General features: G+C 72.1%; 18 protein-coding genes and 1 pseudogene. 14 read left to right on the top strand and 5 right to left on the bottom strand.

The annotated features are described in order from the left end of the window. The first annotated feature begins 45 nt into the window (after positions 1 to 45). From VKK44_RS15725 to VKK44_RS15705, 5 genes are all read left to right on the top strand, one after another. Complete coding sequence (locus VKK44_RS15725) at positions 46 to 1,137, top strand: ferredoxin reductase (protein WP_343441839.1); 1,092 nt, start codon at positions 46 to 48, stop codon at positions 1,135 to 1,137. 12 nt (positions 1,138 to 1,149) lie between these two features. After that, positions 1,150 to 2,289 (top strand): fatty acid desaturase family protein, encoded by a 1,140-nt coding sequence (locus VKK44_RS15720; protein WP_343441838.1) that lies wholly within the window; start codon positions 1,150 to 1,152, stop codon positions 2,287 to 2,289. A gap of 145 nt (positions 2,290 to 2,434) precedes the next feature. Beyond that, positions 2,435 to 4,087 carry a glycosyltransferase gene (locus tag VKK44_RS15715; protein WP_343441837.1) on the top strand — a complete coding sequence of 551 codons (1,653 nt, stop codon included), beginning with the start codon at positions 2,435 to 2,437 and terminating at the stop codon, positions 4,085 to 4,087. Between the two features lie 383 nt (positions 4,088 to 4,470). Continuing rightward, positions 4,471 to 5,646 carry an alanine--tRNA ligase-related protein gene (locus VKK44_RS15710; protein WP_343441836.1) on the top strand — a complete coding sequence of 392 codons (1,176 nt, stop codon included), beginning with the start codon at positions 4,471 to 4,473 and terminating at the stop codon, positions 5,644 to 5,646. Between the two features lie 67 nt (positions 5,647 to 5,713). Further along, positions 5,714 to 7,207, top strand: coding sequence for an ATP-binding protein (locus VKK44_RS15705; RefSeq protein ID WP_343441835.1), 1,494 nt, complete (start codon positions 5,714 to 5,716; stop codon positions 7,205 to 7,207). Positions 7,208 to 7,307: 100 nt separating this feature from the next. Here the strand turns inward: VKK44_RS15705 and VKK44_RS15700 are convergent, their stop codons facing one another. After that, the gene (locus VKK44_RS15700; protein WP_343441834.1) at positions 7,308 to 8,744 is read right to left on the bottom strand and encodes an NlpC/P60 family protein; all 1,437 of its coding nucleotides are present in this window, start codon (positions 8,742 to 8,744) and stop codon (positions 7,308 to 7,310) included. A 253-nt stretch (positions 8,745 to 8,997) separates the two neighbouring features. Between VKK44_RS15700 and VKK44_RS30995 the strand changes: the two are divergent. After that, positions 8,998 to 9,144: pseudogene (locus tag VKK44_RS30995) on the top strand (helix-turn-helix transcriptional regulator); the annotation flags it as partial. A 60-nt stretch (positions 9,145 to 9,204) separates the two neighbouring features. Next, a complete protein-coding gene (locus VKK44_RS15695) occupies positions 9,205 to 12,447 on the top strand; it encodes an AfsR/SARP family transcriptional regulator (protein ID WP_343441833.1) in 3,243 nt (1,080 codons plus the stop codon). Here VKK44_RS15695 and VKK44_RS15690 read toward each other — a convergent pair. Further along, positions 12,435 to 13,796: an FG-GAP repeat domain-containing protein gene (locus VKK44_RS15690; protein ID WP_343441832.1), complete on the bottom strand. Its 1,362-nt coding sequence runs from the start codon at positions 13,794 to 13,796 to the stop codon at positions 12,435 to 12,437. The genes VKK44_RS15695 and VKK44_RS15690 overlap by 13 nt on opposite strands. A gap of 270 nt (positions 13,797 to 14,066) precedes the next feature. On the opposite strand from VKK44_RS15690, the gene VKK44_RS15685 reads away from it, so the two are divergent. Beyond that, positions 14,067 to 15,878 carry an acyl-CoA dehydrogenase gene (locus tag VKK44_RS15685; protein ID WP_343441831.1) on the top strand — a complete coding sequence of 604 codons (1,812 nt, stop codon included), beginning with the start codon at positions 14,067 to 14,069 and terminating at the stop codon, positions 15,876 to 15,878. 79 nt (positions 15,879 to 15,957) lie between these two features. Here the strand turns inward: VKK44_RS15685 and VKK44_RS15680 are convergent, their stop codons facing one another. Then, entirely contained in the window at positions 15,958 to 16,704 is a 747-nt protein-coding gene (locus tag VKK44_RS15680; protein ID WP_343441830.1) for a GntR family transcriptional regulator, read from the bottom strand. Between the two features lie 224 nt (positions 16,705 to 16,928). Between VKK44_RS15680 and VKK44_RS15675 the strand changes: the two genes are divergently transcribed. The 5 genes from VKK44_RS15675 to VKK44_RS15655 all read left to right on the top strand — a co-directional run bounded on the left by VKK44_RS15675 (position 16,929) and on the right by VKK44_RS15655 (position 18,449). After that, positions 16,929 to 17,126 (top strand): hypothetical protein, encoded by a 198-nt coding sequence (locus tag VKK44_RS15675; protein WP_343441829.1) that lies wholly within the window; start codon positions 16,929 to 16,931, stop codon positions 17,124 to 17,126. Between the two features lie 89 nt (positions 17,127 to 17,215). Next, positions 17,216 to 17,467, top strand: a complete 252-nt coding sequence (locus VKK44_RS15670; protein ID WP_343441828.1) for a hypothetical protein — start codon at positions 17,216 to 17,218, stop codon at positions 17,465 to 17,467. After that, positions 17,464 to 17,637, top strand: a complete 174-nt coding sequence (locus tag VKK44_RS15665; RefSeq protein ID WP_343441827.1) for a hypothetical protein — start codon at positions 17,464 to 17,466, stop codon at positions 17,635 to 17,637. Before VKK44_RS15670 ends, VKK44_RS15665 begins: the two co-directional genes overlap by 4 nt. 76 nt (positions 17,638 to 17,713) lie before the next feature. Then, positions 17,714 to 18,133: an NUDIX hydrolase gene (locus tag VKK44_RS15660; protein ID WP_458351670.1), complete on the top strand. Its 420-nt coding sequence runs from the start codon at positions 17,714 to 17,716 to the stop codon at positions 18,131 to 18,133. A 115-nt stretch (positions 18,134 to 18,248) separates the two neighbouring features. After that, complete coding sequence (locus VKK44_RS15655; RefSeq protein WP_343441825.1) at positions 18,249 to 18,449, top strand: hypothetical protein; 201 nt, start codon at positions 18,249 to 18,251, stop codon at positions 18,447 to 18,449. A 132-nt stretch (positions 18,450 to 18,581) separates the two neighbouring features. On the opposite strand, the gene VKK44_RS15650 is transcribed toward VKK44_RS15655, so the two are convergent. Continuing rightward, the gene (locus VKK44_RS15650) at positions 18,582 to 18,941 is read right to left on the bottom strand and encodes a MerR family transcriptional regulator (RefSeq protein WP_343441824.1); all 360 of its coding nucleotides are present in this window, start codon (positions 18,939 to 18,941) and stop codon (positions 18,582 to 18,584) included. 58 nt (positions 18,942 to 18,999) lie between these two features. On the opposite strand from VKK44_RS15650, the gene VKK44_RS15645 reads away from it, so the two are divergent. After that, positions 19,000 to 19,950, top strand: coding sequence for an NAD(P)-dependent oxidoreductase (locus VKK44_RS15645; protein WP_343441823.1), 951 nt, complete (start codon positions 19,000 to 19,002; stop codon positions 19,948 to 19,950). Positions 19,951 to 20,076: 126 nt separating this feature from the next. Here VKK44_RS15645 and VKK44_RS15640 read toward each other — a convergent pair whose 3' ends face one another. Then, positions 20,077 to 20,682: a YdeI/OmpD-associated family protein gene (locus tag VKK44_RS15640; protein WP_343441822.1), complete on the bottom strand. Its 606-nt coding sequence runs from the start codon at positions 20,680 to 20,682 to the stop codon at positions 20,077 to 20,079. Between the last annotated feature and the right edge of the window lie 124 nt (positions 20,683 to 20,806).

Genomic DNA, 20,806 nt, shown 5'->3' with positions numbered 1-20,806 from the left:
TTTGCTGGTCAAGATGTTATGCGATCCCGCAGTCACGCTGGTCATATGACCACAACTGCGCCCCGCCGCTCCCAGAAGGTCTCCTTCCGGGACAGGCTGCTGCGGCTGGCCGGCACGGTCACCACCCCGCTGGTGCCGGGCGACTACCTCGACATGATCGCGCCGCTGCGCGCCGGCGCCCCGCTGCGCGGCCGGATCGTCGCGGTCCGCCCGGAGACCCGCGACGCGGCGACGCTGGTGATCCAGCCGGGTCGCGGCTGGCGGGGTCACCTGCCGGGGCAGTACGTGCGACTCGGCGTGGACGTCGACGGCGTACGGCAGTGGCGCGCGTACTCGGTCACCTCCGCGCCGGGTGCGGCGGACGGCCGGATCAGCGTGACGGTCAAGGCGATCCCGGACGGCAAGGTCAGCAACCACCTGGTCCGCCGGGTCCGGCCCGGCACGATCGTCCAGCTCGACCAGGCGCAGGGCGACTTCGTGCTGCCCACCGCGACGCCCGAGCGGGTCCTGTTCCTCACCGCCGGCAGCGGCATCACCCCGGTCATGGGGATGCTGCGGGCCGGGCTCGCCGAACGGGCCGACGTGGTGCTGGTGCACTCCGCGCCCACCCGCGACGACGTCATCTTCGGCGCGGAGCTGCGCGCGCTGGCCGACCGGGGCGCGATGCGGCTGGTCGAGCGACACACCGCCACCTCCGGCCTGCTCGACGTGGCCGAGCTGGACGACCTCGTACCCGACCACGCCCAGCGGCACACCTGGGCGTGCGGCCCGATCGGCATGCTCGACGCCGTCGAGGGGTACTGGACGTCGAACGGCGTCATCGAACGTCTGCACACCGAGCGGTTCCGTCCTACGGTGATTACGCCGGGTGACGGCGGCACGGTGACCTTCACCGGGGCGGGGGTGACCGTCGAGGCCGACGGCGCCACCACCCTGCTCGACGCGGGGGAGAACGCGGGGGTGCTCATGCCCTCGGGCTGCCGGATGGGGATCTGTTACGGCTGTGTCGTGCCGCTGCGCCAGGGCGCGGTGCGTGACCTGCGCAACGGCGACGTCACCACCGCCGTGCCGGGCGACGGCGTACGGATCCAGACCTGTGTGTCGGCGGCAGCCGGTACCTGCGACATCGAACTCTGAGGAGCCACCGACGTGACCGTGATCCAGAAGAAGGCCGACAACCCGATCGCCCACCTGAGCGCCGAGGACATCGAGATCATCGGCAAGGAGCTGGACGCGATCCGGGACCGGGTCATCGCCGACCGGGGGGAGCGGGACGCCCGCTACATCCGCAAGGTGATCAAGACCCAGCGGACGCTGGAGATCAGCAGTCGCGCGGTGCTGCTGTTCTCGCTGTTCCCGCCGGCCTGGATCGTCGGCACGGCCGGCCTCACGATCGCCAAGATCCTCGACAACATGGAGATCGGGCACAACGTCCTGCACGGCCAGTGGGACTGGATGCGCGACCCGAAGATCCACTCCACCACCTGGGACTGGGACCACGTCTCCCCGGCCGACCAGTGGAAGCAGTCGCACAACGAGCTGCACCACCGCTACACCAACGTGGTCGGCAAGGACAACGACCTCGGGTACGGCATCATGCGCGTCGACGAGGACCAGCCGTGGCACCCGATGCACCTGGGCCAGCCGGTGTGGAACCTGCTCAACGCCGCCTTCTTCGAGTACGGCATCGCCGCGTACGACATGGAACTGGGCGACCACCTCAAGCAGAAGCGGCTCAAGGAGCCGGCGTTCCGGGCCAAGGCCAAGGCGGTCGGCCGCAAGATCCGCAAGCAGGTCCTCAAGGACTACGTGGTGCACCCGCTGCTCTCCGGCCCGTCGTTCCTGTCCACGCTCGCCGCCACGTTCACCGCGAACCTGATCCGCAACGTGTGGAGCCACTCGGTGATCATGTGCGGGCACTTCCCGAGCGGCGTGGAGACGTTCGAGAAGACCTCCATCGAGGGCGAGACGCGCGGCGAGTGGTACCTGCGGCAGATGCTCGGCTCGGCCAACATCAGCGGCCCCCGCCTGCTGCACATCATGACCGGCAACCTGTCGTTCCAGATCGAGCACCACCTCTTCCCGGACCTGCCGAGCAACCGCTACCAGGAGATCGCCCCGCAGGTGCGGGCGCTGTTCGACAGGTACGGGCTGCGGTACACCACCGGCCCGCTGCCCAAGCAGGTCGCCTCCGCCTGGTGGAAGGTGATCCGCCTGTCGCTGCCCAACCGGCGCGACCGCCGGCAGCCGATCGCCCCGGCCCCGCTGGTCCCCTCCGGCGCCGCCTGACCGACCGGTGCACGGCGGGTGAATTCCCGCCCGCCGTCACCTGCACAGCCGGTGTCCGCCCAGCTCAGCGCGCTTTCCGTGGTCTTCGTGACGGTCGGCTGCCCCCGTACACTCGCGCCGTCGAGCTGAGGGGGTGTGGTCGTTGATGCCGTGCGACACCGCGACGCCGCCGGGCGCCGGCCGGCGGGTGGTGATGCTTGTCGACAACGCGGTCGAGGGTGACTCGCGGGTGCAGAAGGCCGCCCGGTCCGCCGCCGACGCCGGCTGGGACGTCACGCTGCTCGGCTGCGCCCGCGTCGACGCCGAGCGGCACTGGCGACTCGGCGACGCCGAGGTACGCGTGCTGCCGCTCGACGCACCCCGCGTCACCCCACCCGCCGCCCCTGGTCCGCGCGACGGCGTGCTCGCTGGGCGCGACGGCGCACCCGACGCACGGCACGACGGGTCCAGCCCGCGTGGGGGTGTGCCCCGGCTGGTGGGCGGCGTGTCCGGTCTGCGGCGGCGGCTGGTGGCCCGCGGCGGTCTGCCGCTGCGCGCCGCCCGGCTGGCCCGCCGGCCCGTGGAGCACGCCCAGGTCCGCTACTGGCGGGCCCGGCTCGGTGACCGGGCCTGGCGTCGGCTGGAGCCGGGCCTCTGGGACTACGAGCGGGTCGCCGGTCCGGTCATCGACGCGCTACGCCCGGACCTGATCCACGCGCACGACTTCCGGATGCTCGGTGTGGCTGCCCGCGCGGTCGACCGCGCCCGTGACCAGGGCCGCGCCGTGAAGCTGGTCTGGGACGCCCACGAATGGCTGCCGGGCGCCCGGCCCCGCCGCGACAACGCCCGCTGGCTGCCCGCCCACCTCGGCTACGTCCGCGAGTACGTCGGCCACGCCGACGCGGTCGTCACCGTCTCCGACACGCTCGCCGACCTGCTGGTCCGCGACCACGCCCTGCCCGAGCGCCCGACCGTCGTGCTCAACGCCCCGGTCACCGTCGCCGAACCGGTCGTTGTCGCCGCGCCGGTCGCTGCTGTCGGGTCGGCCTCTGCCGTCGGACCGGTCACCGCCGTCGGGTCGGCCTCTGCCGTCGAACCGGTCGTTGTCGCCGCGCCGGTGGCTGCCGCCGAGTTCGTGCCGGTGGTCGAGCGCGCGTCGGTCGCCGGGGCCGCATCCGAGCCGGGCGAGGCGGACGAACGGGGTGCACCCGACCTCCGGGCCCGCTGCGGCGTGGCCGCCGGCACCCCGTTGCTGGTCTACAGCGGTGCGATGGCCGTCCAGCGCGGCGTGGACACCGTGGTCGAGGCGCTGCCCCGGCTGCCCGGCGTACACCTGGCCCTGGTCGTCGCCGACCCGGCCGCCACCTACGTCCGGCAGGTCGTGGCGCGTGCCGCCCGGCACGGTGTCGCCGACCGGGTGCACGTGCTGCCGTACGTGCCGCACCGGCAGCTCGTCGCGTTCCTCGCCACCGCCGACGTCGGGCTCATTCCGCTGCACCACTGGCCCAACCACGAGATCGCGTTGATCACCAAGTTCTTCGAGTACGCGCACGCGCGGCTGCCGATCGTGGTGAGCGACGTCCGCACCATGGCCGACACGGTCCGGGCCACCGGCCAGGGTGAGGTGTTCCGCGCCCGGGACGCCGCCGACCTGGCCCGAGCCGTGCGGGCGGTGCTCGCCGACCCGGCCCGCTACCGCGCCGCCTACGACGGCCCGGACTCGCCGCTGCCCACCTGGACCTGGGAGGCCCAGGCCGAACGCCTGACCGCCCTCTACCACCACCTGCTCACCTCCGCCCCCACTCCCAGAGCGCGCTGATTCACGGAAAGCGTGGCTATCCAGGCGTTGTTAGCCACGCTTTCCGTGAATCAGCGCGGAGCAGCGTGGGGCGCGGCGCGAGTGCGGCGTGGAGTGGCGTGGGGCGCGGAGCGGGGTGAAGGGCGGAGTGGCGTGGGGCGCGGAGCGAGCGGGTGGGAGGGGAAAGCGGTGGGCAGGGGGAGGGAAGTGGGATAGCGTTGGCGGTATGCAGAGCTGGCGATCGATCACCGCCGCAGCCGCGCGAGCTTCCCGCTCGCCGGTTGCCGCCGCCTGACCTGCCCCACTTTCACGCCGGCGACCGGAGACGGTCCGCCGGCGTCGTCGTGTGTCATGACCGCCGTCGCGCGGGCCGTCCGGTCGCCCGTACCCGGAAGGCACCCGCCATGACACCCGACGAGATCATCCGCATCTTCGGAGAGCACTACCACCGTCTCGGGCACTCCGACGCGCCGGAGAGTTCCCTGGTGCCGCCGCCCGGCGACCCGGTGCTGTTCACCACGTCCGGCATGCACCCGCTCACGCCGTACCTGCTGGGGCGCCCGCACCCGGGCGGACGCCGCCTGGTCAACGTGCAGCGGTGCCTGCGCACCACCGACCTGGACGAGGTGGGCGACCGGACCCACCTGACCGTGTTCCAGATGCTCGGTTCCTGGTCGCTCGGTGACTACGACATCGCGACCAGCCTGCGCTGGGGCTTCGACCTGCTCACCGACGGCTACGGCATCCCGCCGGGGAAGCTGCACGCGACGATCTTCGGCGGGGACGGCCACGGGCTCGGGCCGGACGAGACGGCGCGGGACACCTGGGCCGCGCTCGGCGTGCCGGTGGAGGCGCTCGGCGCGGACAACTGGTGGTCCAACGGCCCGACCGGCCCGTGCGGACCGGACTCGGAGATCTTCGTGTGGACCGGTGACGGCCCGCCGACCGGCACCCCGAGCGGCGACGGACGCTGGGTGGAGGTGTGGAACCACGTGCAGATGCGACACCACCGGCATTCCGACGGCCGGCTCACGCCGCTGCCGGTGTCCAGCATCGACACCGGCATGGGCCTGGAGCGGCTGGAGATGGTGCTGCGCGGCGACCGGTCCGTGTTCACCGGCGCCGGGTTGAGCCCGTGGGTGGGCGCGGTCCGCGACCGGTGGGGCCTGCGCGGCGCGGACCTGCGCGTGGTCGCCGACCATTTGCGGTCCGCGGTGGTCGTGCTGGGCGACGGGGTACGCCCGGGCAACACCGGCCGCGGCTACGTGCTGCGCCGGCTGCTGCGCCGCGCGTTGACCGTGCTGTGGCGCGACGACCCGGCGCGGAGCCTGGACGAGCTGCCGCTGACCGGATACGACGACACGCTGCGCCGGTTCCGCCAGCCGGGCGAGCCCGGCCCGCTGCGGGCGGCGCTGCGCGACGAGGAGCGCCGGTTCCGGGGGCTGCTGCGGCGCGGTCGGCCGCTGGTCGAGCGGGTCCGGGCGCGGGGCCCGCTGACCGAACCCGACTACCACTGGCTGCACGACACCCACGGGCTGCCCCGCGACCTGGTCGACGCGCTGCTCGCCGACGCCGGCTGAGCGGTTGGCCGCCCGGCCCGGCCGGTGCCAGACTCGTGGCAGACATCGCCGCGAGGGAAGAGGACCCATGACCGGGTACGACGTGCGGCCGGACGAGGAGACGGTGCCGCTGCTCGGCGCCGAGGTGCGCATCGTCGACCCGGCCGGGCTGCTCGCCGCCGCCCAGGACGGGCCGGTGGAGCTGCTGGCCGGCGCCGACTTCCCCGCCCCGGTGCGGGAGGTCCGCTGCACCCTGCGCGTCGACGCCGTCGACGAGCGGCCGGTGCACCGTTTCGAGGCGTACCTGCGGGTGGAGGCCGCGCCGGCCGGCCTGCTCGCCCTCGGGCTGGCCGGCCCGGTCGGCCTGCTGCTGGCCGAGCGGCTCGCCGCGCGCGGCGGCGACGGCCCGGCCGCCGCGGTGGGTCGGGTGGCCGCCGAGGCGACCCGCCGGCTCGGGCTGCGACCGGCCGGCACCGCGCTGGCCACGCCGCCGCGCGACCCGGCCGGCCGGGCCGTGCTGCGCGCCGCCGAGTCCGCCGGCGTGCGCCCGCGCGTCGAGCAGGACAACGGCACGGTACGCATCCGCGTCGACGTGCCCAGCGCCGAGGTGGGACCGGAGCACCTGCGCGTGGTGCTCGGCCTGCTGCTCCAGGCCGTCCGCGAACTGACCGGCGACAGCCTGGAGCCGACGGTGCTGCGCGGACGGACGTACCGGGTGGGGCGGCGGCCGGTCACGGTGGCCGCGCCCCGCAGCGCCACGGTGGCCGCGCCGCGCAGCACGACGGTGACGCTCGACCAGGTCGGCGGCCTGACCGACGTGGTCGCCCGGTTCCGCGAGGTGGCGGTGTCGTTCCGGCACCCGGCGGCGATGGCCCGCTGGGGCGCGCGCCGGCCGCAGGGCATCCTGATGTACGGCCCGCCGGGCACCGGCAAGACCATGCTGGCCCGGGCGCTGGCCAACGAGGTCGGCGCGGACTTCGTGGAGATCCGCACGCCGGAGATCCTGGACAAGTACCTCGGCGGCTCCGAGCGCAACATCAAGCGCATCTTCCGCGACGCCCGCCGCTACCGCCGGCCCACCGTGATGCTCTTCGACGAGTTCGACTCGATCATCAGCTACGCGGGCGCCGGCGGCGACGCGGCCAGCCAGGCGGTCAACGCCGTCGCCGGCATCTTCAAGCAGGAGATGAACACGCTGTTCGAGGAGAACCCGGACGTCATCGTGGTGGCCACCACCAACTTCCCGCAGCGCGTCGACGCCTCACTGATCCGCTCCGGCCGCTTCGACCTGAAGATCGCCATCCCGGCGCCGGACGACACCGGTCGCGCGGAGATCCTCACCAAGATGATCCGCGAGCTGATCGACCGGCACGAGCAGCCCGGCTTCCGGATGTTCGCCGACGACCTCGACCCGGCCGCGCTGGCCGCCGACACGGCCGGGCTCACCGGCGCGGACCTGCGCGAGGCACTGCGTCGGGTGCAACTCGCCAAGGCGCTACGGGAGGCCGCGGAGGGTGCGCCGCCGGCCCCGATCGGCCAGGATGACCTGCGGGAGGCCGTCGCCGGGCTGCGCCGCGGCTGAGGCCGGCCCTGCCGCTTCCGACCGGCCCGCCGCGACTGCGACCGGGCGCGCCACCGCGGCGGGACCCGGTGGTGTCCGGGTCCCGCCGTGGTGGTGGTGGTCAGATGCCGTAGATGAATTGGGTGTCGACGGGGCCGCCGCTGTTGGTGTTGCGGAGGTAGACGGTGTTGTTGCTGGGGCGGCGGACTCCGGGGGTGGTGTTGGTGTTGGTGTTCCATTGGCCGGGTACGGCGATGTCGCCGGAGGGGCCGTGTCCGAAGATGAATTCGTGGTCGGTGGTGTTGGTGGCGGTGGTGGTGCCGTTGGTGAGGTACCAGGTGGAGTTGGTGGGGCGGAAGACGCCGACGGAGTCGTAGCCGTTGTTGTTCCAGTCGCCGGCGATGGGTTGGTCGCCGGAGGGGCCGTGTCCGAATTTGAATTCGTAGTTGGTGTCGTTGGTGTTGGTGGTGGTGCCGTTGGTGAGGTACCAGGTGGAGTTGGTGGGGCGGAAGACGCCGACGGAGTCGTAGCCGTTGTTGTTCCAGTCGCCGGCGATGGGTTGGTCGCCGGAGGGGCCGTGTCCGAAGATGAATTCGTGGTCGGTGGTGTTGGTGTTGGTGGTGGTGCCGTTGGTGAGGTACCAGGTGGAGTTGGTGGGGCGGAAGACGCCGACGGAGTCTTTGCCGTCGTTGTTCCAGTCGCCGGCGACGGGGATGTCGCCGGAGGGGCCGTGGCCGAATTTGAAGATGCGGGTGGCGTCGCCGCTGTTGGTGTCGCGGAGGTAGAAGGTGGAGTTGCTGGGTCGGAAGACGCCGACGGTGTCGATGCCGTCGCCGTTCCAGTCACCCGAGATCGGCACGTCCTCCGGGGACACGTCCTCAAGGATGTTGTCGTAGCGGACCGGGGTGTACAGGCCGGCGTAGCCGGAGGTCCAGGTCCGTTCGATCGTGCCCGAGCTGCCCGTCTGCTCGATCACCACCGGAGCGGTGTGCGCGGAGTCGCTCCACTTCACGAACAGGGCGACGTGGTTCTCGCTGGGATCCCCGGTGTGCCGGAGCAGCGCATCGCCCGGGGCGAGATCACCGCGTGCGATCGGGTGCGACCGGCTGTCCAGGTTCCCGGTCCAGAACGAGCTCCCCGAGCCGCCGAGCCCCCATGCCATCGCCACGAACCCCGAGCAGTCGGTGCGGTAGTCGCCGTACTGGTTCTCGTAGCAGCGGTTCTGGCTGTAGGGGACACCACCCACGCTCAGCCAGCTACGTGCCCGGTTGACCGCATCCGATCGCTGCATGCCCTTGTCGGAACCGTTGTCACCGCAGGGTATCGGCGTGGTGCTCACCGCGGCGAACGCTCCCGCCCGTGGCGCCAGGCCCGGGTATTCGGGCAGCGCCGGGTCGCCCGGGACGGCGGTGACCGCCAGCCCGGCCGCGTCCACCGCGGAGTTGTCGGGCGTCGCGGACGCCACAGTCGGCGTCGAGGCCAGGGCCGCGGCCAGCACCGCCACCGGCACCAGCGACCGGCGGGCCCACCAGCCGCTTCGTCGAGCGTATGACTGCAATGTGTTCTCCTCGTCTGTTCTGGCGTGCTTGCCGCTCGCCTTGCCCAGAGTGTGAGGAGTGCTCCTGACGCCCGACTGGAGGGACAGATCCTGTAGTGAAACTCGTACTACGATCTCTCCGCACAGAGGTAGGAGTCAGGTCGTCACGCCGTCGGCGCATCGATCGCCGGCTACCCGTCGATGAGCCAGCCGCCGGGGGTGCCGCGGGGCGGCCCCTCGGGTCGACGATCATGCGTACGGGGGAGTGTCGACGATGGATGACGGGCATGGTGGCCTCAGCGAGCTACTCCGGCGCGCCCGGGTCGGCCGCGGCCTGACCCAGGCCGATCTCGCAGATCGGGCCGGGGTCAGCGTCGGTGTGGTTCGTGACCTCGAACAGGGTCGTAGCGGGAGGCCGCGAGGACGTTCCCTCCAGGCGCTCGCGGACGCTCTGGGGCTTCCCCACGAGGACCGCGCGCGGATGAAGCAGCTCGTCCGGCCGCCGCAGTGGGAACGACTCGAGGCGACCGGCCCGGCCCGGATCTCGGTGCTGGGACCGCTGCTGGTCACCCGGGACGGTCAGCCCACCGATCTCCGGGCCGGACGGCACCGTGTCGTGTTGGCACGCCTCGCGCTGACTCCCGGTCGCCCCGTGAGCCGCGCGGAGCTCATCCATCTTCTGTGGGGAGACACGCCGCCGACGTCGGCGACCAACGTGGTGCAGACCCACATCAGTCGGATCCGTCGCCTGCTGGAGCCGACACCGCACCCGGACCGGGCGCCGTCGGTGATCCTCGGATCGGGCGGGTACCAACTGCGGGCCGATCCCGAGCGACTCGATCTGGTGGCCTACCGGTCCCGTCTTCTCGACGCCGGCGCGCCGGCCCTGCCCCCCGGGCGCGCCTTCGAACTGCTCCTCGACGCGTTGGACATGTGGCGTGGCGACGACGCCGCCCAGGACGTGCCGGAACTCGCCGGTGATCCGTTGATCACCGCGCTGGCCGAGGAACGCGTGGAGGCGGCCGTGCGCCTGGCGGCTCTCGGGGAGGTGGTGCACCAGCAGCGGCAGGTCCTTCCGCTTCTGCGCCGGCTGGCGGGGCGGTTCCCGTGGCACGAGTCGTTGCACGCGCGGCTGGTCGTCGCGCTCGCCGCCTCCGGGCAGCAGGCCGCCGCGATCGAAGCCTTCGAGAGTGTCCGCCAGCGGCTCGCCGAGGAACTGGGCGTCGACCCCGGCCGCGAGTTGATCGAGGCGCGGCAGGCCGTGATCGGTGGGCCGGGGGATCGAGGCGCGGGTACGCCGGTGGACCTCCGTGGCGCCGTCACGCCGCAGCAGGTGCCGGCGCCACCGGTGGACTTCTGCGGACGTGCCGGTGAGCTGCGTGAGATCGAACGCGCATTCCGCTACCCGGAGCGCGGATCACCTGTCGTCCGCGTCATTTCCGGCATGGCCGGCGTCGGCAAGACCAGCCTCGCCCTGAAGGCGGCCTGGGGGCTCCGGCGGGACTTCCCGGACGGGCAGCTCTACATCGACCTCCGCGGTGGCGACGACCGGCCGGTAGCGGTCGCGTACGGGCTCGCCCGACTGTTGAAGGCCCTCGGGGTCGAGGCTCGTGCCGTCCCCGGTGACGAGGACGAGGCCGCCGCGCTCTACCGCAGCGTGCTCGCCGACCGACGGGTGCTGATCGTGCTCGACAACGCGCACAACGCCGCCCAGATCCGCCTGCTGCTGCCCGGTCCGGGCGGAAGCGCGGTCCTGGTCACCAGCCGTAACCAGTGTGAGGAGTTGGACGGCGCCGCCACGACGCTCCTGCCGGTGTTCACGTCGGACGAGGCGCTGGACCTGCTGCGGATCAAGCTCGGTGCGGCCCGGGTCCAGACCGAACGCGGGGAGGCCGAGGCCCTGGTCGACGCGTGCGGCCGGTTGCCGATCGCGGTGCGGCTGATGGCGGGCCGGTTGGCGGGCCGACCGGGGAGTACGGTCGCCGAGGTCCTCCAGGGCCTGACCGACGAGCGGCTGCGGCTCGCCCAATTCAGCCTCGGCGACCGTACCGTGACGAGCAGTTTCGCCATCAGCTGCCGCGCCCTGCCGTCGGCGGCGGCCGAGGTCTTCCACACCGCCGCGCTCATCCCCGGGGAGGACTTCTCGGCCGCCGCGGTCGCCGCGCTGCTCGGCACGGAGCAGCGCGGTGTCCGGACGGCGCTGGAGCGCCTTGTCGCGGAGAACCTGCTCCAGCCCGGCGGTGCGGGCCGCTACCGGTACCACGACCTGCTGCGCCTCTACGCGCTGCGGGCCGGCGAGACCCGCGAGACGCCCGTCGACCGCGCCGCGGCCCTGGGCCGGCTCTACACCTGGTACCTGACGCGCACCGCCTCGGCGATGGACCTGGTCTACGCCGACATGGTGCGGCTGCCGATCGACGTCGACCCGGCCGAGAACCCGTTTCCCGACCTCGACGCCGCGACGGGATGGCTCAGCCGGGAGGCGTCGAACCTCTTCGCCGCGGTCGAGGTCGCCGCGGCGGACGGACACGGCGCACGGTCCTGGCAACTGGCCGACCAGCTCCGTGGCTACTTCTTCGTCTCGGGAGACGTGCTCGCCTGGCTCGCGACCGGGTCGGCCGGGCTCGCCGCCGCGGAGGCTGCGGGCAACGTGCTGGCCCAGGCCGCCATGCATCAGACCATCGGGCAGGCGCACTGGGCGGCGGGTAAGCATCACCTGGCCGCCGACGCCTACCGACGGGGCATCGAGGCCGCCCGCGGCAGCGGCTGGCTCGTCGGCGAGGCGTACCTGTCGCACAACCTCGGGCTCGTGCAGGCCGAGCTGGGCCACCCGGACGAGGCGCAGGAGCTATACCAGCGGGCCCTGACACTGGGGGACGGCCCCGAGTTCCACCACGTTCGGGCGGTGACATTGAACGACCTGGGCACGCTGTGCCACGAACGGGGGCAGCTCGCCGAGGCGGCCGGGTACCTGACGGCGGCTCAGCAGTTGAACGAGAGGTCGGCGCGCAATCCGTCGGCGATGGCCAACCGGCACAACCTGGCGATGGTCCTGCGACAGATGGAAGACTTCGAGCCCGCGCGCGCCCACTTCGAGACCGCACTCGACTACTACCGTCGTAGCGGGGCGACGCTGCGTGAGCTGTCGGTGCTCGATGAGCTGAGCCAGCTCGACCGGCAGTTGCACGAGTGGGTGTCGGCCGTGCACAACGCCGCCGAGGCGGTGCGGCTGGCCCGGAAACTGCGCAACCTGCGGGCCGAGGCGGCCACCCTCAACACCCTGGGCTTCGCGCTGCTGGGAAGCCGCGCTGTCGATGACGCCCGTGCCCGGTTCACCGAGAGCCTGGCGATCAGCCGGAACCGGGGCTTCCAGTACTTCGAATGCCAGGCGGCCATCGGTCTCGCCGAGGCCGCCCTGCTCGAAGGCGCCGCCGAGGAGGCCGGCCGGACTGCGGAGGACGCCGTCCTCATCGCTTCCCGCAACGCCTACCGGGCACTGCACAGCGATGCCCTCATCGTGCGGGCGAAGGTGGCGATCCGCCGGGGTGAGCCGGAGGCGGCCCGGCAGCACTGTGCGGCTCTCCGGGACCTGCTCGGGACGACGTTCCTTCCCGACCGGGAGCGCGAGTGCGAGGCGATCGAGGCCCGGTTGACCCCACTGCCACCGCGGCGGGACCCGGTGGTGTCCGGGTCCCGCCGTGGTGGTGGTGGTCAGATGCCGTAGATGAATTGGGTGTCGACGGGGCCGCCGCTGTTGGTGTTGCGGAGGTAGACGGTGTTGTTGCTGGGGCGGCGGACTCCGGGGGTGGTGTTGGCGTTGGTGTTCCATTGGCCGGGTACGGCGATGTCGCCGGAGGGGCCGTGTCCGAAGATGAATTCGTGGTCGGTGGTGTTGGTGGCGGTGGTGGTGCCGTTGGTGAGGTACCAGGTGGAGTTGGTGGGGCGGAAGACGCCGACGGAGTCGTAGCCGTTGTTGTTCCAGTCGCCGGCGATGGGTTGGTCGCCGGAGGGGCCGTGTCCGAATTTGAATTCGTAGTTGGTGTCGTTGGTGTTGGTGGTGGTGCCGTTGGTGAGGTACCAGGTGGAGTTGGTGGGGCGGAAGACGCCGACGGAGTCGTAGCCGTTGTTGTTCCAGTCGCCGGCGATGGGTTGGTCGCCGGAGGGGCCGTGTCCGAAGATGAATTCGTGGTCGGTGGTGTTGGTGTTGGTGGTGGTGCCGTTGGTGAGGTACCAGGTGGAGTTGGTGGGGCGGAAGACGCCGACGGAGTCTTTGCCGTCGTTGTTCCAGTCGCCGGCGACGGGGATGTCGCCGGAGGGGCCGTGGCCGAATTTGAAGATGCGGGTGGCGTCGCCGCTGTTGGTGTCGCGGAGGTAGAAGGTGGAGTTGCTGGGTCGGAAGACGCCGACGGTGTCGATGCCGTCGCCGTTCCAGTCACCCGAGATCGGCACGTCCTCGGTACGGGGACCGGCGGCATCCCAGAGCGCATCGACGATGATCTGCGCGTCCGGCGCCTGGACCTGGTAGCGGTCGGGGTAGGCCGACACCTGCACCGCTTGGCAGACCTCGCCGATCGGAGCGCTGGCCCAACTGCCGTTGGGATACTTCCGCACCATCGCGTCGAGGAAGGCGTTCGTGGCCGAGGCCGGGTTGAGCCGCTCGGCCCGGGTGCCCCACCACTCCTGCTGCTGGAACAGGCCGAGGCTGGTGTGGTCCACCTCCTCACTGATGTTCTGCAGGTGGGTCTCGACGATCACGGTGGTGATCGCGATGACCGCCGCGCGCGAAGCCAGCCCTCGCGCCCGCACCGCCTCGACCACCTCCCGCGCGCAGGACACGCGGTACGCCGTCAGGTAGCCCCGCATGTCCGAGTTCAGCCGCGAGTTCAGTTGGGTGGCGAGCGTCCCGTCGCCCGTGGTGGGACCTGCGGGATCGCACGCGACCGTCTGGTACTGGGCGGTCAGCGGGGCGAGGGCCGGCGGCAGGTCCGATCCCGACTCCGCGCCCAGGGCGGGGGAGGCGCCCAGCAGTGCGCATGTGGTCAGGGTGGCCGTGACGCAGAGGGCCGCCGCCATGGAGGGAGGCTTTTTCACCAGTGATGATCCAATCGCCGAGGGTCCGAGCACCGGCCCGGTTCCTTCGACCGGGCCGGTGCCCAGAAGACTCGCGCAGCCTGCTGACGACAGGCTGACGCGACGCTTCCAGGACCCATCCCGTACTCGGCGGGCACCGCGACGCGAGGCGGTGGAGGGTGCGCCGCCGGCCCCGATCGGCCAGGATGACCTGCGGGAGGCCGTCGCCGGGCTGCGCCGCGGCTGAGGCCGGCCGACCGGGAGGAGTCCGCGTTGTCGTCGTCCGACCTGCTGCTGTCCCGCCGTGACCTGGCGTTCCTGCTGCACGACTGGCTGGACGTGACCCGGCTGACCGAGCGGCCCCGCTACGCCGAGCACTCCCGCGAGACGTTCGACGCGGTGCTCGACCTCGCCGCGCGGGTCGCCGCCGAACGGTTCGCCCCGCACAACCGCGCCGCCGACACCGCCGAACCCACCGTCGACGGCGGACGCGTACGCACCATTCCGCAGGTCAGGGCCGCGCTGGACGCGTTCGCCGACACCGGGCTGTTCGCCGCCACGCTGGACGAGTCGGTCGGCGGCATGCAGCTCCCGCACGCGGTGGCCGCCGCCGCGTTCGCCTGGTTCCAGGCCGCCAACGTGGGCACCTCGGCGTACCCGTTCCTCACGCTCGGCAACGCCAACCTGCTGCTCGCCCACGGCAGCGCCGAACAGGTCGACACCTGGGTCCGCCCGATGGTCGCCGGTCGGTTCTTCGGCACCATGTGCCTGTCCGAGCCGCAGGCCGGCAGCTCGCTGGCCGACCTGACCACCCGGGCCGAGCCGCAGGACGACGGCACCTACCGGCTGACCGGCACCAAGATGTGGATCTCCGCCGGGGACCACGAACTGGCCGAGAACATCGTCCACCTGGTGCTCGCCCGCATTCCCGGCGGGCCGCCCGGCGTGAAGGGCCTGTCGCTGTTCATCGTGCCGAAGGTGCTGCTCGCCGACGACGGCACGCCCGGCCCGCGCAACGACGTGGTGCTGGTCGGGCTCAACCACAAGCTCGGCTACCGGGGCACCACCAACACGCTGCTCAACTTCGGCGAAGGGGTGCACCGCCCGTACGGGCGGGCCGGAGCGGTCGGCTACCTGGTCGGGCAGCCGCACCGAGGGCTGGCGCTGATGTTCCACATGATGAACGAGGCGCGCATCGGCATCGGGGCCGGCGCCACCGCGCTCGGCTACACCGGCTACCTGAAGTCCGTCGCGTACGCCCGGCAACGGCCGCAGGGCCGGCCGGTCGCCGACAAGGACCCCACCGCGCCGCAGGTGCCGATCGTCGCCCATCCGGACGTACGCCGGATGCTGCTGGCCCAGAAGAGCTACGTGGAGGGCGCGCTCGCGCTGGTCCTCTACTGCGGACGGCTGCTCGACGAGGAGAAGACCGCGCCCGACGGGGCCGACCGCGAGCGGGCGCACCTGCTGCTGGAACTGCTCACCCCGATCGCCAAGAGCTGGCCGGCCCAGTGGTGCCTGGCCGCCAACGACCTGGCCATCCAGGTGCACGGCGGGTACGGCTACACCCGCGACTACGACGTCGAGCAGCACTGGCGGGACAACCGGCTCAACGCCATCCACGAGGGCACGCACGGCATCCAGGCGCTCGACCTGCTCGGCCGCAAGGTCACCATGCGCGACGGCGCGGCGCTGGAACTGCTGCTGGAGACCATGCGCGCCACGGTGACCCGGGCCTGGAAGGCGGACGGACCCACCGCCGACCTGGCCGGTCGGCTCCAGACGGCGGTGGACCGGATCGCGGTGGTGACGCGACGGTTGTGGGCGACAGGTGACCCGGAGCTGGCGCTGGCGAACGCCTCGGTCTATCTGGAGGCGGTGGGGCACGTGGTGATCGCCTGGATGTGGCTGGAGCAGGTGCTGGCGGTGGAGGCGCTGGGTTCGCCGGAGGGGGAGTTCTTCGCCGGGAAGCGGGCGGCGGCGCGGTATTTCTACCGGTGGGAGCTGCCGAAGGTGGCGGCCCAGTTCGACCTGCTGGAGAGCCTGGACCGCACCACACTGGACATGCGGGAGAGCTGGTTCTGAGCGGGTGATGTCAGCAGGGCCGTCCGAGAAACCTCCGTTGTCGGACTGCGCGAGTCAGATCGGGGAGAGCTGCCGGGCGTCAGTCGATGGGCATTCGGTAGACGAGGTCGTAACGACCGCCCGGCAACACGATGTCAGCCGTCTCCACCGGTCTGCCGCCCGCCGTGTAGGTCCGTTCGATGGTGTGCACGAAGGTGCGGGCCGGCAGGTTGAGCGAGTCGACCTCCTCGGCCGACGCGGCCCGCAGGCTCACCCGTTCCACCACCTCGTCCACCCGGACGCCGATGGCATCCATGCGAGCGACCACGCCCAGCGCACTGCCGCCCTCCGGCCACTCCACCGGCGTGCCTCCGGTGAGAGCAAGCGGCTCGTACGACGTGGAGAGCTGTATCGGTTCGCCGTCGGCGAGGAAGCGGTATGCCGTTCGCATCACCGGCGTCCCCGGTTCGATGCCGAGCCGCGCGGCGATCCGCTCGTCGGCCCGGTCGTGGTGGCTCTCGTGCTCCCAGGTGCCCTGCTGACCGGCGCGGGCACTGTCGCGGGCGAACGGTGAGGTAGGGCCGTCGCCGGTGCGGAGGTCGCGTGCCTGGGCGTGGCGGACCAACCGTGTGGTGTCCCTGACGTACACGCCGGACCCGGCGCGACCCTCCACGATGCCCTCGCCTTTGAGGACGGCGATGGCCCATTTGGCGACGGTGCGGCTCACGTCGTACTGGCGCATGAGCCCGGACTCCGACGGCAGCTTGGCTCCGGCGGGAAGCTCTCCGGACACGATGGCGGCGCGTAGGTCGGCGGCGATCGTCAGATAGGCGGGCGACGTCGGCATGTCGGTGGTACCTCCGGTCAGCCCGCCCAGTCGATCACAGAGAACCTGGTGTGCCAAGTTGCGTGGCGCACTTGTCGCCGCAAAGCTAGTGCACTAGCTTTGCGGTTGGCGGCCCGTTACCGTTCGGCTCCGGTCAGCAACCATGCGGACGGTAGCGGGACGTCTTCCTCACCCAGTGGCGGCACCTGCCCGGAATCCGCCTGCCCGAACGCCATGGAGACGCGGTGGAGACGAACATCTTCGATCTGCTTCGCAGACTGCTACGTCGAGAGGGGCCTGAGATACGCGGTATCGGCACGACCATCCAGGAACGCGAGCAGGCGGCGGCGCGCCGCCGCCTGCTGGATCAGGCCGGGCGACTGTCGAGAGGACCGTTCCCGGCGAAGTCGAACCCGGTCGAGCTGCCGGGGGAACGGTCGTGACCGGAGGGCGACCGACTGGGATGGCCCATCGACGCGATGTCGGCGGCGCATTGCGCGCGGCTGACTCCGTACCCCGGGGGGAAGGCGGCGTGGGGGATTGGCCGGCGGTCGCCGGCGCGGGCGTGAGCGCGCACGGGCCGGTGCTGCCGGTCTGGACGTGCGGTGGGTGCGACGCGCCGTGGCCGTGCGCGGCGCGGCGGCGAGAGCTGCGGGCCGAGTACGAGGGCGCGTCAATCTCGTTGGCGTTGTACCTGGGGGCGCAGTTGGTGCGCGCGACGGCGGATCTGGGCTGGGCGCCGGCGGGGGCGTTGCACCGGCGGTTCCTGGGATGGCTGCGGTGAGCGTGTTGCGGGCCGGGGACGAGAAGTTCCACTACAGCGACGGGTCGCACCGGTGGATCCCGCCGGACCCGGACTACGACCAGGCGGTGTGGGACGAGCAGGTGCGCCAACACAAGCTGGGGCACCTGCGTCACGAACGGCCGAGGGTACGCATCTGGCGAGTGGTGTGATCGCCTTGGCCGGCGCCGCGTCCCGCGGCGGGCGCATCGGGAACGAGAGGAGGTCGGCATCGTGTCCGAGAAGGTGATGGCCACCAAGGTTCTCTGCTACGTGGTGCGGGAGGGGCGGTTGCTCGTCTTCCGGCACACCGATTTCAGCGACGAGGAGGTGGGCATCCAGGTGCCGGGCGGCAGCGTCCGCCCGGGCGAGGACCCGGCGGACGCCGCGCTACGGGAGGCCCGGGAGGAGACCGGGCTGAGGGACTTCACCGTCGTGCGCGAGCTGGGGGTGATCGAGTACGACATCAGCCCGCTTCGCTTCGAGATCCAGCGTCGGCACGTCTTCGAGCTGACGCTGCACGAGGCGACGCCCGAGCGCTGGGCGAGCCGGGAGGAGCACGACGGCGAGCGGGAGCCCACCCGGTTCGAGTGCTTCTGGATCCCGTTACGGGCGGCGCACGTCCTGCAATCCGGCCAGGGTGCGCTCGTCGGTCGGTTGTTCGAGTGACCAGCCTGTTCCAGACGAGCCTTCAACGCTGCGCGCAGACCCACCCCGGGGCGATGGCGCCGGAAACGCCGCCGGTGCGGATAGAAGATGCGGAGCGCGGGGTATCCCCGGAAGCATGTCTGAGCTTCCGATGCACATCCTGACCGCCGCGGGTTTCACGACCGACCAGGCGGACGCCATCGTCCGTGCCCTGGTGGCGGGCGACAACCTGCATGGCGACACGAACGCTGACGAGCCGATCAACATCGACGACCTCTCGCCGGAAAAGAAGGAAGCACTCGACCGGTTCAACCTGGCGGTCGCCGCCGACGCCTGAGCCGGCTGTTCCTGCCCCCGTCCGTTCCCCGGGGCGTCATCCGTGACCGGGTGGCGCCCCGCCGTCCGCCGAGCGGCCGACGGAACGGGGGTGACCCGTCGCGTACCCGGAACGACGTGACCGGCGGCGTGGTCAGTGAGGGTCGGGCGTGCCCTGGATGAGGCGGTCCAGGATGGTGCGCGCCGCCGTGAGCCTCTCGATGGACCCGGTGATCCGGGTGCGTTCCTCGGCCAGGGCGTCGAGGAGTTCCGGGCAGGTGGGCGCCAGCACGGTCCGGTCGTCGGGGATGCAGGGCAGGATCTCGGCGATCGCGGTGGTGCCCAGGCCGGCGGAGAGCAGCAGTTGGATGTGCCGCACGACGCGTACGGCCTGCCCGTCGTAGTCCCGGTAACCGCTTGCGCGCCGGGCGGGCCGCAACAGTCCCTGTTCCTCGTAGTAGCGCAGGGCGCGGGGGGTGGTGCCGGTCTGCCGGGCCAGTTCGCTGATCCGCATGTCCGGAGTCAAACAGGACTTGACCTTCACGTCAACGTGAAGGTTTACCGTCGCTGCTGTGACAGACCACGACATCTCCGCCGAACAGCAGTCCACCGTCGCCGTCCTGGGGCTCGGTCCGATGGGCCGGGCACTCGCCACCGCCGCACTCGCCGCCGGGCACCCGACCGTGGTGTGGAACCGCACGCCGGACCGGGCCGACCCGCTCGTGGCGCGGGGGGCCGTGCTCGCGCCCTCGGTGGGCGACGCGGTGCGGGCGGCCACGGTCACCATCGCCTGCATGATCAACTATGACGCGGTCCGCGCGAGCACGTCCGACCTCACCGACCGGCCCCGAGGCACTCTGGTCAACCTGAGCAGCGGGCACGCCGCGGAGGCACGCGCGATGGCGGATCTCGCCGCACGGCGCGGCATCGACTACCTGGACGGTGCCATCCTGACCCCGGCGCCCACGATCGGCACACCTGCCGCGACGATCCTTTACAGCGGCCGGCACGCGCTGTACCAGCGGAATCGAGCCCTGCTCGACGCGTTCGGCGGCACCGGCATCCATCTCGGCGACGACGTCGGCAGCGCGGCGGCGTACGAGACGGCGCTGCTCGACCTGTTCGCCATGTCCGTCGGTGGGCTCGCGCACGCCTTCGCCCTGGCCATCGCCGAGGGCATCGCGCCGGCCGCGTTCGCCCGCTTCGCCAAGGGGATCGGCGGCCTGCTGCCCGACCTCACCGACCGGTTCGCCGGTCAACTTGCCGCCGGTGAGTTTCCGGCCGAGGTCTCCAGTGTCGCGTCGGCGGCCTCCGCGCTGTCGCACGTGCGGGCCGCCGCCGCCACGCACGGGATCGACGCCGCCCCGCTGGAGGCCGTCCACCGCATCATCGACCGGGTGGTCGCGGCGGGCCACGGTGGGGACGGCTACGCCCGGCTCGCCCAGCATCTAGCCGGAGCCGGAGCCGGAGCCGGAGCCGGAGCCGGAGCCGGAGCCGACGACGTGACCTCGCGGGCGGGCTGACAGGTCACGCCGCGTCACGGGCGGCGGCCCGTCCCGGCCGATCGGGCTCGTCGCGATCGGGGGGTCAGTGCCGGACGTCCTTCCTCTGCTTCGTCTTCTTCGCCCTCGAAGCGTGCTGACCGTTCGTCACCCGGTGGCCGGGGGCTTGGCCTTCTGCGGGTGGGGCGTCTCGTGGCGGGCCAGCATGGCGACGAACTCGCCGATCTTCCGCTCCCGGGTCTCCGCCCGTTTGACGGCGTTGAGGCGGTGGATGAGCGCGAACCGGTTGGTGCTGGTGAGGACGTCGAACATGGCCCGGGCGGCGGGGTCGGCGTCGATGGCGGCGAGCAGGTCGGCCGGCACCTCGGCCTCCGAGGGCGGGGCGTATGCGGCCGACCAGCGCCCGTCCGCCTTCGCGGCCTCCACCGCGGCCCGGCCGGCGGGCTGCATCCGCCCCGCCGCCTCCAACCGGGCCACATGGGCGACGTTGCGCCGGGACCAGGCGCTGCGGGGCCGGCGCGGGGTGAACCGGATCCAGGACGACTCCTGGTCGCGCTTGCGGGCCTGCCCGTCGATCCAGCCGAAGCACAGCGCCTCGTCGACCGCCTGCTGCCAGGTAAGCGTGGTGACCGTGCCGCCCTTGCGGGCCAGCGCGAGCCAGACGCCCGGTGAGGTGGCGTGGTGGGCCGACAACCACGCGCGCAGCGCGTCGGCGTCCGCGACGATCAACTCATCCAGCTCCGGGCTCGCCATGACGGCAGGCTAACCGGTCGGTACGACACGCGAGGCCACCGCGGAACCGGCCCGGTCCGGGCCCGCGCCGGCATCCCGGTCCCGCCGACCGGCCGGTCCGGCGGGTGCCGCACCCGGGTGACCC

The sequence above is a fragment of the Micromonospora sp. DSM 45708 genome, assembly GCF_039566955.1.
GTDB lineage: Bacteria > Actinomycetota > Actinomycetes > Mycobacteriales > Micromonosporaceae > Micromonospora.
Note: the sequence above shows the minus strand (reverse complement) of the source record. Positions and strands in the feature narration are given on the sequence as shown.

Coding starts and splice junctions, on each gene's coding strand:
- VKK44_RS15725 (WP_343441839.1), top strand. CDS start 46: ATGACCACAACTGCGCCCCGCCGCTCCCAGAAGGTCTCCTTCCGGGAC.
- VKK44_RS15715 (WP_343441837.1), top strand. CDS start 2,435: ATGCCGTGCGACACCGCGACGCCGCCGGGCGCCGGCCGGCGGGTGGTG.
- VKK44_RS15710 (WP_343441836.1), top strand. CDS start 4,471: ATGACACCCGACGAGATCATCCGCATCTTCGGAGAGCACTACCACCGT.
- VKK44_RS15705 (WP_343441835.1), top strand. CDS start 5,714: ATGACCGGGTACGACGTGCGGCCGGACGAGGAGACGGTGCCGCTGCTC.
- VKK44_RS15695 (WP_343441833.1), top strand. CDS start 9,205: ATGAAGCAGCTCGTCCGGCCGCCGCAGTGGGAACGACTCGAGGCGACC.
- VKK44_RS15690 (WP_343441832.1), bottom strand. CDS start 13,796: ATGGCGGCGGCCCTCTGCGTCACGGCCACCCTGACCACATGCGCACTG.
- VKK44_RS15680 (WP_343441830.1), bottom strand. CDS start 16,704: ATGCCGACGTCGCCCGCCTATCTGACGATCGCCGCCGACCTACGCGCC.
- VKK44_RS15660 (WP_458351670.1), top strand. CDS start 17,714: ATGGCCACCAAGGTTCTCTGCTACGTGGTGCGGGAGGGGCGGTTGCTC.
- VKK44_RS15655 (WP_343441825.1), top strand. CDS start 18,249: ATGTCTGAGCTTCCGATGCACATCCTGACCGCCGCGGGTTTCACGACC.
- VKK44_RS15650 (WP_343441824.1), bottom strand. CDS start 18,941: ATGCGGATCAGCGAACTGGCCCGGCAGACCGGCACCACCCCCCGCGCC.
- VKK44_RS15640 (WP_343441822.1), bottom strand. CDS start 20,682: ATGGCGAGCCCGGAGCTGGATGAGTTGATCGTCGCGGACGCCGACGCG.